At 39.6% G+C, this 13,327-nt stretch carries 14 protein-coding genes, 2 tRNA genes and 1 pseudogene; 9 read left to right on the forward strand and 8 right to left on the reverse strand.

Annotation, left to right across the window (positions count from 1 at the left end):
- Positions 1-108: 108 nt before the first annotated feature.
- The 3 genes and pseudogenes from JST56_05695 to JST56_05705 form a co-directional block, all read right to left on the reverse strand.
- Positions 109-210, reverse strand: a pseudogene (locus tag JST56_05695) (hypothetical protein).
- A 402-nt stretch (positions 211-612) separates the two neighbouring features.
- Positions 613-1,503, reverse strand: coding sequence for a glycosyltransferase family 2 protein (locus JST56_05700; GenBank protein ID MBS1988455.1), 891 nt, complete (start codon positions 1,501-1,503; stop codon positions 613-615).
- Between the two features lie 21 nt (positions 1,504-1,524).
- Entirely contained in the window at positions 1,525-2,889 is a 1,365-nt protein-coding gene (locus JST56_05705; protein MBS1988456.1) for a hypothetical protein, read from the reverse strand.
- A gap of 96 nt (positions 2,890-2,985) precedes the next feature.
- Here JST56_05705 and JST56_05710 point away from each other — a divergent pair, with 96 nt between their 5' ends.
- A complete protein-coding gene (locus tag JST56_05710) occupies positions 2,986-3,795 on the forward strand; it encodes a carbon-nitrogen hydrolase family protein (protein MBS1988457.1) in 810 nt (269 codons plus the stop codon).
- A gap of 17 nt (positions 3,796-3,812) precedes the next feature.
- Here the strand turns inward: JST56_05710 and JST56_05715 are convergent, their stop codons facing one another.
- From JST56_05715 to JST56_05735, 5 genes are read right to left on the reverse strand one after another with little or no spacing between them, the layout of a single operon-like run.
- Entirely contained in the window at positions 3,813-4,412 is a 600-nt protein-coding gene (locus JST56_05715) for a MerR family transcriptional regulator (protein ID MBS1988458.1), read from the reverse strand.
- The gene (locus JST56_05720) at positions 4,372-4,956 is read right to left on the reverse strand and encodes an acetyl-CoA carboxylase biotin carboxyl carrier protein subunit (protein MBS1988459.1); all 585 of its coding nucleotides are present in this window, start codon (positions 4,954-4,956) and stop codon (positions 4,372-4,374) included. The genes JST56_05715 and JST56_05720 overlap by 41 nt, the downstream gene beginning before the upstream one ends.
- Entirely contained in the window at positions 4,947-6,476 is a 1,530-nt protein-coding gene (locus JST56_05725; protein ID MBS1988460.1) for an ATP-grasp domain-containing protein, read from the reverse strand. Before JST56_05725 ends, JST56_05720 begins: the two co-directional genes overlap by 10 nt.
- A gap of 3 nt (positions 6,477-6,479) precedes the next feature.
- A complete protein-coding gene (locus tag JST56_05730; protein MBS1988461.1) occupies positions 6,480-7,298 on the reverse strand; it encodes a hypothetical protein in 819 nt (272 codons plus the stop codon).
- Positions 7,299-7,351: 53 nt separating this feature from the next.
- On the reverse strand, positions 7,352-8,575 hold the full coding sequence (locus tag JST56_05735; GenBank protein ID MBS1988462.1) for a hypothetical protein: 1,224 nt from the start codon (positions 8,573-8,575) through the stop codon (positions 7,352-7,354).
- A 210-nt stretch (positions 8,576-8,785) separates the two neighbouring features.
- Here JST56_05735 and JST56_05740 point away from each other — a divergent pair, with 210 nt between their 5' ends.
- The 8 genes from JST56_05740 (at position 8,786) to JST56_05775 (ending at position 13,166) form a co-directional block, all read left to right on the forward strand.
- Positions 8,786-10,018, forward strand: a complete 1,233-nt coding sequence (locus JST56_05740) for a SufS family cysteine desulfurase (protein ID MBS1988463.1) — start codon at positions 8,786-8,788, stop codon at positions 10,016-10,018.
- Between the two features lie 4 nt (positions 10,019-10,022).
- Positions 10,023-10,406, forward strand: a complete 384-nt coding sequence (locus JST56_05745; protein MBS1988464.1) for an iron-sulfur cluster assembly scaffold protein — start codon at positions 10,023-10,025, stop codon at positions 10,404-10,406.
- Positions 10,407-10,470: 64 nt separating this feature from the next.
- Positions 10,471-12,030, forward strand: coding sequence for a leucyl aminopeptidase (locus tag JST56_05750; protein MBS1988465.1), 1,560 nt, complete (start codon positions 10,471-10,473; stop codon positions 12,028-12,030).
- A gap of 97 nt (positions 12,031-12,127) precedes the next feature.
- Positions 12,128-12,204, forward strand: a tRNA-Val gene (locus tag JST56_05755).
- A 76-nt stretch (positions 12,205-12,280) separates the two neighbouring features.
- Positions 12,281-12,356: transfer RNA gene (locus JST56_05760), tRNA-Asn, on the forward strand.
- A gap of 123 nt (positions 12,357-12,479) precedes the next feature.
- Positions 12,480-12,719: a GIY-YIG nuclease family protein gene (locus JST56_05765; GenBank protein MBS1988466.1), complete on the forward strand. Its 240-nt coding sequence runs from the start codon at positions 12,480-12,482 to the stop codon at positions 12,717-12,719.
- Between the two features lie 9 nt (positions 12,720-12,728).
- A complete protein-coding gene (locus tag JST56_05770; GenBank protein MBS1988467.1) occupies positions 12,729-12,875 on the forward strand; it encodes a hypothetical protein in 147 nt (48 codons plus the stop codon).
- 27 nt (positions 12,876-12,902) lie between these two features.
- Positions 12,903-13,166, forward strand: a complete 264-nt coding sequence (locus JST56_05775; GenBank protein MBS1988468.1) for an HIT domain-containing protein — start codon at positions 12,903-12,905, stop codon at positions 13,164-13,166.
- Positions 13,167-13,327: the final 161 nt, after the last annotated feature.

The raw sequence follows: 13,327 nt of genomic DNA on the forward strand, positions 1-13,327 counted from the left end.
ACTCCTTTTACAAAAAGGTTAATACTATCTCTTTTTAAAATATCGATAATGCCCTCAAGAAATAACGCTTTCTGAATATCTAGAACAAACCTGCTATTAACCGATTAATCCTGTAGCTCCTGTTGCTCCTGTTGCTCCTGTTGGACCGGTTGCTCCTGTTGCTCCTGTTGGACCAGTCGCTCCCGTTGCCCCAGTTGATCCTGTTGCTCCAGGTAAACCAACACCAGCTTCACCTCGTCGACCTCGAGGGCCTCGAGGACCTTGAGGTCCAGCTAATAGACAAGATTTCATTTGTGAATACTGATTAATCAGGCCTGTAATTTCTTCAACAAGCTTATGTCCCTCTTTGATACTTCTTGATAATTCGTGATTCTCTAAAGCTCGTACTATTTTCTCAATCATTTCAGAATCAATGTCATTACCATTTTCTATCTGGCTCGTACAATATATCTGAAAATACAATCCTAAATTCAATAAAAGTGCTATTCCCGCAAGCTTGAACCATGTTGTTTTTCCATGCAGCTTCATCTCTTATTCCTTCTCAAGCAAAGTTAATAAAAACTATGTTTTCAATAATACAAACTTACTAAAAACTGGGTCAACAATTCTCATTCAAACCATTGTTTGATTTGTCTGTGCACCAAACTCTTGCAACCAAGGCTCAGTTCTCAACGCAGATTCATTTTCTGCAAATGTTATGTATCCATAGACTTCACGGTTATCGAGGTATTGTGCAACTTTTTTCTTGCGCGCAACATCACTAAAAATAACGTACTCATAACGAAAACTTCCATCATCATAAGAAATTTTATCAAGCACATCGTAACGAACAAAATAAGCACAATGAACAACTGGTACGTCAATTAAACCTTTAATTTTTTGATCCCACAATAAATAATAATCAGAGCATTCTTCATAGTATCCATCGGCTGTAATTGCAGCATGATAATTTGAATAGACTGAATTTTGAACATCCAATGTCTGAAAGCATTTCATAAGTGGAGCAACAATCGGCAAATTAGTTTGAGCAATTTTTTCAAGGGTATGAGGCTTAATAAAGTTATCGCAATCGACAACAAAATAATGAGATCTCATCCTCTGTGCCCAATCAACAGAATCTTGTCTAATTTTGCCAAGAATTTTAAACCGCTCTTCATTCCACTCATGTTGCCCATATTTCTGGACAGGCTGTACCACATCAGTTTTATCAAAATAAATTGTTGCATAACGAGAACGCACTTTTGCAACCCAAGCTTCTAATATTTGAGCAGTTGTATCGTTATTATTATTGGTACGAATATAAAGGTTTGTTTTATTTGCAGGCCATGTTTGTTGCTCAATGCACTGCAAATAAAGCGGCAAGGTGTGCGCTTTGTCTTTAGCAAGAATTGCAATGGTTATGGTTTCAACAGGATTTTTTTTATGTTCATCCAGCGCACCAAGCGCACCTATTCCCAAAAAAAGACCTAGCCCTAAAGCAATAAAACTCTTTCGTCTCATCATAATGACTCTTTTTGATAAATATTAACATGAAGCTTCTTGTTGGCACTGCTCCAGATATAATGCTAAATTACGATGCAAATGAGGCGCTTCTGGATTTTCTTGCAACGCTTTCTCAACAGCAGTTTTACCATTTTCATAATCTCCAACATACCATGCGCCAATCCCCATCAAATCATGTCGTGTGTAGTCGTATAATTTTTTATCCACAAATAATATATCTGAACTAGGATAAGGCATTTTTACCGCATGTGATGCAAAAATATAACAAAGCTCTTTATGCCCAGCCTTCCAAAAAAGATCAGCCAGACAGATCAGCGGCTCAGCACGATTTGGTCGCAGAGAAAAAGCTTCAATATATTTTAATATAGCCTGATCCTTCATTCCCATTTGATTATAAACATGAGCAAGTCGATAAGATGTCATAAAGTTTTCCTCGTTCCATCCAACATTATTCATAGCAACACGCTTTTCATACCAAATACGTGCATTTTCTAGATCACCTAAGCAATCATACGTCTGTCCAAGATAAAAAACCGGTCGAGGGTCTTGAGGAGTTTTTTTATGTTCGTTATGCAAGACTTCAAGATCTCGAACGTATCGTCTTTTGGATTTTTCATGTCCATACTCTGAAACGCGCCATTCAAAAAATGTTTCTGGTTGAACTTTTTCATATAATTCAGGCAAAGTTGCCCAGTTGGGCACTTCATGAACAGCTCCTACAAACTTGAGTCCTGCCGCACTGCGAAATAACCGAGGTGTATAGTTGTCAATATAATCATTCATGATACGAACTAAATACAGGGGAGTTGTGCCATTTTTATGTTCCTGGCAAAATTTGATCAAACCCTGAACATTATGCATATACCACTCAGCATCAACAACCAGGGTGAAGCATGCATGAGGAAAAGCTTGCTGGGCAAGCTCCATAGATCTTGAGCGTGAAGTTGCAAAATCAATAAACGGCTCTTGCTTAATTACGCCATGTGCAATACTATGTTTCTTAAAGAATGCTTGCGTAACTGAAACAGTACTATCGGTTGAACCGGTATCAAAAACCAGAAAGTGGTTAAGTCCACCATCAACAAACGGCTGTAGCGTCTCTTGTATGACACTTGCCTCATTTTTGACCATAATAACCACAACGAGCAATGGATCATACACTTGGACCAGGGGAACTTGAGCTTCCTTTTCTATAGGTTGGCACACAGACTTTGTGTCAATTGTTGTAAACTGTTGTTCAACAAGCCGATCGAATTGATCTATTGACATATGTTTAATAGCGCTGGGATCATTAAGATTCAGGTCAGAGCCTGCAACAAGCGGTACTGTGCAGACCAAAGCAAAAAATAATGATATACGAAGTAGTATCATTGATTTGATTTTCATGTATCTCTCCTTTTTATAAAAAAACTCCTTTAAGTTTTTAAAATAAAGCAGATGCGATACTTTTTGTAAACTAAATTTTATAAGGAATAATAATTAATGCCTCACTTTACCATTGCACTGCTTCAACTCATGCCCGCAAAAACTTTTGCTGAAAATCTAAACAAAGGGCTTCGCGCATGCGAACAAGCAAAAGCCCGTGGTGCTGACTTGGCGTTATTTCCAGAAATGTGGAATATCGGATACGATTTTGATCATATGGATTTAGAACATGCAATTACTCTTGAAGACAATTTTATTCAAGCATTTTGCACACAAGCCCGCAAGCTTGAAATAGCTATTGCAATAACATTCTTAGGTAAGGGTACATCAAAGCCTACTAACAATATAGCACTCATCAACGCGCAAGGGGAAATTCTTTTTAATTACGCAAAAGTACACATCTGCTCATTTGACCCTGATGGTTCTGAGCGCAACTTAGAAGCAGGCAATTCATTTAAAACAGCTGAACTGCATTATGAAGGAAAAATGGTCAAAGTTGGAGCTATGATCTGCTTTGATCGTGAATTTCCTGAAAGTGCTCGTACACTGATGTTGCAAGGCGCAGAAATTATCATCACTCCAAACGCCTGTTTTATGTACTACGACTCATTGCTTGATGATGTACGTATTGGCCAATTCAGGGCTCGTGCATTTGAAAATATGGTGGGAGTCGCGCTCACAAACTATCCCTCTCCAAAGAATGATGGTCATAGCTGCGCATTTGATGTCGATGGCAAGCGGTTGATTATCGCTGGCGAGCACGAAGACATTCTTCTTGCAACCTTTGACTTAGAAAAAATAAGAATTTGGCAACACAATGAGGTCTGGGGCTCAAAATTTCGACGCCCTGAGTGTTATAAAGTTTAATTTAAATTTTACAACACTTAATCCAGGAGTTCATGCAACCGCAAAAGCTGCTCTTTAAGCGCCGCTAATCCATCATAAAATGAATCATCCGGCAACGCTCGTGCAGGAAAACAAATTTCTTGGGCCGCTTGAACAGTTGCTGTTTCTTGAACTATTTCTTTTGAGATTATCTGTTCTTCACAGACGACTTGAGGCTCAGATTGTGCATGAAGTACGAATTCTTGATCAGGTTCACCGTCTTGCTCATCTTCAAGTTCACAATCGCGAGCTTCTTGATCGTCATCAGTTTGCACAGCGTGAGATGAAAATTCTTGTGGTAACTCATCAAGATCTTGAAATGAATCATTCGGTGCTAATTTTGCACCAGCAAGAACTTCAGGGAGCTGTTTTTTGGCACCGGCAATGGTAAAGCCCTGGTTGTACAAAAGATCTTTAATCGTAAGAAATATAGCCAGGTCATCATTGGTATAAAAACGCTGTCCACCTTGAGAACGACCCGATTTAAGATCAAATTCTTTTTCCCAAAAGCGAATAACAAACTTTTTAACTTTTAACTCTTTGGCCAAATCCCCAATTCTAAATTGTCGCTTGGCCATCTGGGTTTTCTGGATTTGCATTGCGACTCCCTTTCATTTCAAGCTCTATTAATAGTTCATTTGGTTGTACCAAATTACCAAGAGCAATGAAAAGAGTTTTAATGATGCCATCCCTGCTTGCACAAATTTCGTTCTCCATTTTCATAGATTCAATAACAACCAGAGGCTGCCCTTTGAGTACAGTAGCACCTACGCTGCCTAAAACTCTAACAATGCGACCAGCCAGCGGACTCTTAATCTGAGTTTCTGAAATTACAGCTGCGGGCCTGCACGATAATCCTCTATCTTTTTGTGCACCAAGGACTCGCTGCTCCTGCTCAATTTCATATTTCCTACCCTGAATAAAAATATGAGAAACCGTTTGCGACTGAGTTGAATCACAAGCAACAACGTGTACCTGATTGTTAATGAGCAAGCTCATTGTTGAATGTAAATTTTTATTCTGAATTTGAGCAACATGATATTCGTAAGTCGATCCATCTTCTTGCTTAATAAGAGCAGTACTATTTTCGTACGTTACCGTAAATCTTTTACCATTAAGCAGAAAGTGTTTGGTTACTCCCATTGCCGATCCTTCCACCCATTGTGCTGTCTCACGTACTGAGAACTCATCTGAGTCTTATTTTTTTGGGGTTGAGATTGAACGATAATTGCTGCAATCAGGGCAATATGCTCTTGTGAAATTGTTTGATCATCACGATCGGAATGCTGAGCAAGAGTTTGAACTAAATTTGTATCAGCCAAAAGCTGTGTATGAAAAGATCCTGTAGCAAAGAGCTCATGGTTCAAAATATTTTTTAAAAAATTACTATTGGTCGTAACGCCATCAAGTAAAAATTCACTCAATACTTGATGCATAAACTGAGTAGCCTGCTGACGTGTTGCACCACAGGTTGAAACCTTTGCAATCATTGGATCAAAAAATGGGGTCACTGCTAACTCTTTATGCAAATCATAATCAATGCGACCAAACGAAATAGTTGGAATTGCTACATTAAGCAATGTTCCTGTTGCTGGCATAAAGTTGTGCTCAGGATTTTCGGCATAAATACGGCACTCTATTGCATGTCCTCGACGAACAACATCGGCCTGAGTAAGCGAAAGCTGACCACATTGAGCAATGTCCAGTTGCAAACCAACAAGGTCTATACCCGTCGTCAATTCAGTAATTGAATGCTCAACTTGTAGACGAGTATTCATTTCAAGAAAATAAAATTGCTCGTCGGATGTAACAATAAATTCTACCGTTCCAATGCTTGAATAGTTAACTTTTTGCGCAAGCTGTAACGCAACCTGATACATTTTATCAAGCATTGTTTGACTCACAAACGAACAAGGCGCTTCTTCAATAATTTTTTGATGACGACGCTGAATTGAGCATTCGCGCTCGTATAAGTGAATCCATGAAACGCCATCACCTGCAATCTGAACTTCGATGTGTCGCGCTTGTGTGAGATATTTTTCAACTAAAATTTGGCGGCCACCGGTCAACTTACCCGCTTCAGAACAGACACGCTGCCAGCTTGCTGCAAAGTCTTCCGCAGCTTCAACTCGACGCATACCCTTGCCACCGCCACCAAGCGGATCTTTAAGAATTATCGGAAACCCAATCTGTTGTGCTGCTACAAGCGCATAGCGCCAGTCATCTGGATTTACATTATCAAGGTGAACAGCAGGGACAACGGGAACACCTGCTTGCTCGGCAAGTTGGCGAGCTTGATGCTTATCGCCCATACAAGAAATAATTTCTGGTGATGGCCCAATCCAGATCATACCTGCATCGATAACTTTTTGAGCGAACAAAGCATTTTCAGCTAAAAATCCATATCCAGGATGAACAGCATCAGCACCCGCGCACAATGCAATTTCAATAAGTTCATCCTGTGCTTGGTATGCAGAAAAACCTGAGCCTGAAAGTAGATATGCATAAGTTGCACTTGCAACATATGCAAGTGATGCGTCGCTTGACTCAAAAACTGCAATTGTTTGAATACCTCGAGCATGTAACGTTGCTTGAATGCGACGAGCAACTTCTGACCTGTTGGCAATAAGAACTTTTTTAATGCTACTCATACTTGTATTCATAACTTATGCTGCTGGAGCAATGCATTCGTCCTGCAATTGTGCTATTACTTCAGAAACAGAAACATCTATTTCATCGTGATCAACAGGATCAATAGATCCCTCTACATGAACAGCTCGATTATCAGAAAAATCTTCTTCTTTTTTGATACTCACATTAAAGTTTGCTTCAACTTTTGACACGTTCATGTAGGTGCTGTAACGACTCAGTAGACGCCAAAGTTCAACCCAATCTGCACATTCTGCAGCACAAAGAGCAAGAGAGCTTTGTTGCCCATTGCCTTGCGGATTTTGATCATTACTTGCAAGAGCAAATCCACGTAAACAGATTTCAACAAGCAGTTGAATTACTTGATTGATCTTAAAGCCACGCATTTTGCCTTGCTGCATTTCATTTTTCAAAGCAATATCGGTTGCACCCATAAAACGCATGACATCATATGCGGTGGCCAAAAGATAACAAAACAATTTGGGCTCATGATAAAGATTATATAATTTCCTATAGCCTGGAGGGCACACAGCAAGTCGTTCGTAAATTAATTTAAAATTTGGAGAACACGAAGCAAGCAATGCAGTGCTTTTAATAATCGCAGGGTCATTGCTGTCAACCGTCATGATATAGGGAATACTGAATAATGAGCGAGCAAGGTGCACCAGTTCAATGTTATTGGATAATGCCTCTCCCGAATTGCTCAACGCAGTTTTTACTTGATCAAAATACCCAGCTTCTACTGCTGGTGCATCCATTGCCTGCAAACAAGAACTCATAACAAGTACGACGACCACACCAAGCGTCTTGATATGAGAGCACATTTTATACATCATACGCTACACCTTTCTGAAGTATCAGATCGTTTTACCCTGCGTACTTTAGCGAATTAGGAGCCAAAATTCAACACTTGATTGCTGTAGAATTGTGCAACTTTTTTAACATCTTGAAGATGATCAATAAATAGTTGCTGATCCAGCCTTAAAAATAAGTCACTAATTAAAGCATAAACCTCTTTTTGCTTGAGATGATTTCGAACATGAGGGTTTGAAGTAATAACCGCTGTTTTTTGTTGAACATGCGATAAGCCTTTCCAAAGAATATCAAATTCATTGCGATGCACCATCAAATCATCTTTTCCATGAAAAAAGAGAAGCGGAATATCTGGTGCTTTAGGCAGATGTTCTACCAAAGAAGTTTCATTTACTGGAAATCCTAAGATTTTTTTTGTAAACCACATCAAACCGTCTTGAGCAAGTTGAGTACCCCAAAACCAGTGGTCTTTCCAACCACCACGCTGAGGATCGCAAATGAGCTTAAAATCTCCACTGAGCTTTTCTACAATACGCGGAACCGAAATCCAACATCCATCCAAAATGAGCTTATCAAAAAGATCGCTTCGTAGTGCAGCTGATTTTAAAAATATAAACGCAGAATAACAAACCCCCAACCCATAGACCTGTGTATACGTTTTGCTCTTTTTAAAATGATCAACAACCGCTTCTACATATCGCTCTTCGTGCCCACCAAATTGAGTACGGGATGAATCAACACCAATACACAGAGTAGAAAGCGCGTATTGATTTGCATCAAGCCCTTGTCCTGGAAAGTCAAAGAGAACTAAGTCGTAATCTGGAAACATGTCAATAAAGGGAGACATAACTTCTCGAGCATTGGTAAACCCTTCACCGATAATCAAAAGTTTATCGCTCTTGCGATTAAAATAGGTACAATGCACAGACTGACCATCAAGAGCTTTTGCTTGAACAAGAACACCTTGTCGTCCTGCTTGGTATTGCCTACGTAGATGGTATTCTCGGGTTTTTTTTGCATCAGTAATGAATGAAGGCTCAAAGAAAACCGACTGATTAAGGTGACCATAATAACGCTTTGCAAAAAGATCGGCTCCCCGAGGCAGTTCAAACCCAAGGTTATCAGCATGCACAATTTCGGTGTGAAAAACATAATTGAATTGTTGCTGTTTGGGTTGCTCAGAAGCCTGCTGAACGATAACGTCTGACGTACATGACTCTGATGCTGCAATAAAGACTGAGTAAATAAGCGTAAAAATCAAAAAAAGAAAGACTTTTTTTATGGGATTGATCTGAAACATATGACCCTTTAGTAGTAATAACAATAGTAACCTGATCGACCGACATTGTACCGAGCATGAGTAATTAGTGCAAATGGGGCTTTATGAATGACCAAAACTTATTCAGATTGAATAATTAATTATGTTTTGTGGGCTTAGAAGAAAAAGCATTTTTTGTTATACTTAAAGGAATGTTGGCCCAAAAATTGTTGTATTAAAGTATAGGTAATTATGAATATAAAAAAAATACGGAACGACTTCCCTATTTTTGCTCAGCACACCGATCCTAAACTTGTCTTTTTGGATAGTGCTGCAAGTGCGCAAAAACCCAACCAGGTGATTGACGCCATAACTACTTTTTATCGCACACAAAATGCCAACATTCATCGCGGCCTTTACGCCTTAAGCGAACAAGCAACAATTGCGTACGAAGAAGTTCGTGAAAAAGTTGCACGCTTAATCAATGCACAAAGGAGCTCTGAAATTATTTTCACCAAGGGAACAACCGAAGGCATTAACTTTATTGCAAGCGCATGGGCTGAAAATCATTTGAAGGCTGGTGACGAAATATTACTTTCTCACACCGAGCACCATGCAAACCTTCTTCCCTGGCAACGCATTGCACAAAAAACTGGCGCTGTTTTAAAATTTATTCATTTAAACCAATCAGCATTCTTGCTTGAAGTAAATGATGAACTCGTCAACACACGAACCAAACTTGTTGCCGTTACCATGAGCTCAAATGTACTGGGCGATGTATGGCCCGAAGGTGGCTTAGAAAAAATTATTACTCAAGCCCACAGCGTAGGCGCAAAGGTACTTCTTGATGCTGCGCAAGTGGTTGGCCACAAGCAGGTTGACATTCAACAACTTGGTGCGGATTTTATGGTATTTTCTGGGCATAAAATGCTTGGACCTACAGGGGTAGGAATTCTTTACATTAACCAATTTTTGCACCACGACGTTGAACCGTATCAAGTTGGTGGATCGATGGTCTATGAAGTTGAATGGGAACGTGCAACATGGGCACAAGCTCCAACAAAATTTGAAGCGGGAACTCCTCCAATTGCAGAAGTAATTGGCTTAGGTGCAACAATCGACTACATTACACAGAATATTAATTTTGATACACTTGCAACACATTATGGTGCTCTATCAACCCTGCTGATTAACGGGCTGCAACAGCTGGAAGAAATAAACATTTATGGAAATATCCAAAAAATGAAACAAGAGGGGCACGTAGTAAGCTTTAACGTTAACGGTATTCATAGTCATGATATTGCTGCATATTTAGCAAGCAAAAATATAGCATTACGAGCTGGCCATCATTGCGCGCAACCACTGATTCGCGTGCTTAACGTTGATGCGGTTGTTCGAGCAAGCTTTGCTGCATATACTACTACCGATGAAGTTCAAGCACTTATTAATCATCTTCCAGGCGCAATAAAACTTTTAAAAAACTAAGATTATGGATTACAATTTATATCAAGAAGAACTGATGGATCACTATCGTCATCCTCATAACAATAAAAAAGTTCCAAACGCAAATTTTGCATCGGGCGAGTACAACCCTTCGTGCGGTGATAAAATGCATATCGAAGGTGTTATTGAAAAAAATGTGCTCACGCAGGTTGGATTTCAAGGCAAGGGATGTGTTATCAGCCAAGCTGCAGCCTCTATGCTCACTGAACATTGCAAAGGGAAGACTATTGATGAAATTCTTCAGCATGATAAAGAAACTATTACAAATCTCATCGGCATGCCACTGGGACCAAACCGACTTAAGTGCGCCCTACTCTGCTTAGAAGTTATTCAAAAAGGTCTTCTTGAGTTTAAAAAAAATAACAATTAAAAAGTATAAAAACATCGCTTGATTTGGTTCATAAGCCTTATTAAGTGACGAGAAAGGAAACACGATGCTTTCAATAAAATTAACTGATAAAAAATTCTGGGACAACAATGTTGAAGCCTATGTTTTTCTCATGAAAGAAAATCTAGACTCAGCATCTGATCTTGATAGTATTTCGAAAATTGAAACTGACTTCTATCCGCACCTCAAACAAATTCTCAAACGCCATAAATTCAATGGTCAAAAAGGCCAATCATACGTTTTAACCGCTGAAAAGAATGGAAAATTGCTTCAATTCTTTTTTGTTGGCTTGGGCAAACTTGATCAAGCGTGGGACCGTAATTTAGAAATTTTACGTCGTGCATGGGCAAGTGCTGTACAACGCATGAAGCATTTAAGTATTGAATCGGCAATTGTTGCATTACCCGAAACTGAACCGTTCAAAGTAAGCAGCGTTGAGCTTTTAAAACAACTCGTTATCAACTCTTACATGGCTGATTACGAATTTATTCAGTTCAAAAGCAATAAAAAAGATGATTGGAACTGCCAACTATTTTTTGATGTTATTGATGAAGACTTTACCGGATTCACCCAAGCACTTGAGTATGGTAAATCTCTTGGCAGTGCTATCAACACAGCGCGCCACTGGATTGACCTACCAGGAAACATCATACACCCCGGTACACTGAGCGAAGAAGCGCAAAAGATCGCCAATGAACATAAAAATATTTCCTGCACCATCTTTGGACACGAACGCGCACAAGAGCTTGGAATGGGTTCATTTTTGTCGGTTGCAAGGGGTTCTGAACACGAAGGCAAGTTTGTTATTCTTGAATACAAAGCCGCTGACAACAATGCCCCAACAATCGCACTATGTGGCAAAGGAGTGACCTTTGATACTGGCGGCATCAGCCTAAAACCATCAGCCAGCATGGACGGCATGAAGTACGATATGGCCGGAGCCGCATCAGTTATTGTGCTTATGAAATTTTTTGCACAACTTAAACCAAATGTTAACATTATCGGCATCACGCCGCTGGTTGAAAACATGCCAAGCGGTAGAGCATCTCGCCAAGATGATATTGTTGTTGCAATGAACGGCAAATCAATTGAAATTAAAAGCACCGATGCTGAGGGGCGCCTCATTCTTGCAGATGCAATTTGCTATGCCGAAAAATTTCACACCCCAGACATCATTATCGATATTGCAACACTCACTGGAGCCTGCGCATATGCAGTAGGACACCTCCACATGGCACTCATATCAAGAGACGAAGATCTTAAGAATGCACTGCTTGCAAGCGGAAAACTAACCGGCGATAAAATGTGGCCACTTCCAATCGATGATGACTTTGTTTTAGCAAATAATTCAGACGTTGCAGATCTTTCCAACACGGGTGCTCGTAGTTATGGCGCAGGAACAATTACGGCTGCATGTTTTCTAGAAGCGTTTGTGAGCAAAGCTCGCTGGGCTCATCTTGATATCGCAAGCACTGCAAGTGATGCACCAGGAATTAATTACCTCGGAAAAGGCGCTACAGGAGCAAGCATCCGAGCATTAGCTGACTTTGTTATTTCGCATGGAAAACAAGATTCATTAATCAAAAATCTTGTAAACAACGGGTAATCCGAAACAATTCAATAAAAAGGGTGCAAAAATCTTTTGACTTCAGATATTTTTTACTTTAATATTGTTGAAGTTAAAGGGTAACACCCTTAAATAAGGGCGAATAGCTCAGTTGGTTAGAGCACCTGCCTTACAAGCAGGGGGTCGCAGGTTCGAGTCCCGCTTCGCCCACCATACTTCGCATAAAGCTTCGTATGGCAAGCCAGTCTTAGAGATAATCGTAGATTGGTTTTTTTATCTTAGAAATTGTTCCCCGATAGCTCAGTTGGTAGAGCACACGACTGTTAATCGTTAGGTCACAGGTTCGAGTCCTGTTCGGGGAGCCATCCGTCTTCGCTCTTACGAGCTACGACGCGATGATCTATCACTGGTAGAAGACGGATGCCGCGTTAAAGCCCTTGTGGCGAAGACGGGCTTTTTTTTTGACTATCTTCTTTACAAAATTTCTCATGAAATATGTCTATATTCTCCAAAGCATAAATTTTCCCGACAAATTTTATACAGGTCTAACCAATGATCTAAAAAGACGATTCAACGAGCATAATAACAAAATCGGAACACACTCTAGTAAGTATGCGCCTTGGAAAATAAAAACTTACATGGCCTTTAGCGATGAACAACAGGCATTTGAGTTTGAACGCTATTTAAAAACATCATCCGGACGAGCTTTTACAAAAAAAAGATTGTAGGGAATAATCATGAATTATTTCAATATCGATTCTCCAGCTATCAAATTTAGAATCATTGCTCAAAACAACCTAGCTTTTACTTTACTCAACTATCAACCAATTGTACCAGGACACCTTCTTATCTGCCCCATTCGACCCGTTGCAATATATGATTAGCTTACTCATGAAGAAGTGGCTTCTATAATGATTTTGAAAAAAACAGTATGCAAAGCACTCATCAAAACCTTTGGTGCAGATGGTTTTAATTTTGCTTGGAATGAAGGATCTGATGCTGGACAAACGGTCCCTCATTTCCACCTTCATGTTCTCCCACGAAAAAAAGGTGATATGGGAATTATAGAGTATGAACCACGACAATTTTTATATCGCACAGGAAGTCGAGCTATCACGCCTGATGAAGAACTCAAAGAAGTTGTAACTCTCATACAAAACAATTTAATTCTATAAACGCAACATCTTTCAAATAGAGCAATGGTAAAAAATGAAACCATTTAATCTTTCAATATGGTCATATATGATTACTGCTATGAAAAGCAAACAGACTACATTTGAAAGATTATAAAATGAACACAAAAAAGAAAAAGATCAGGAGCGCTACAGATTATGCA

The organism is Candidatus Dependentiae bacterium (genome assembly GCA_018266175.1).
GTDB lineage: Bacteria > Babelota > Babeliae > Babelales > RVW-14 > JAFEAY01.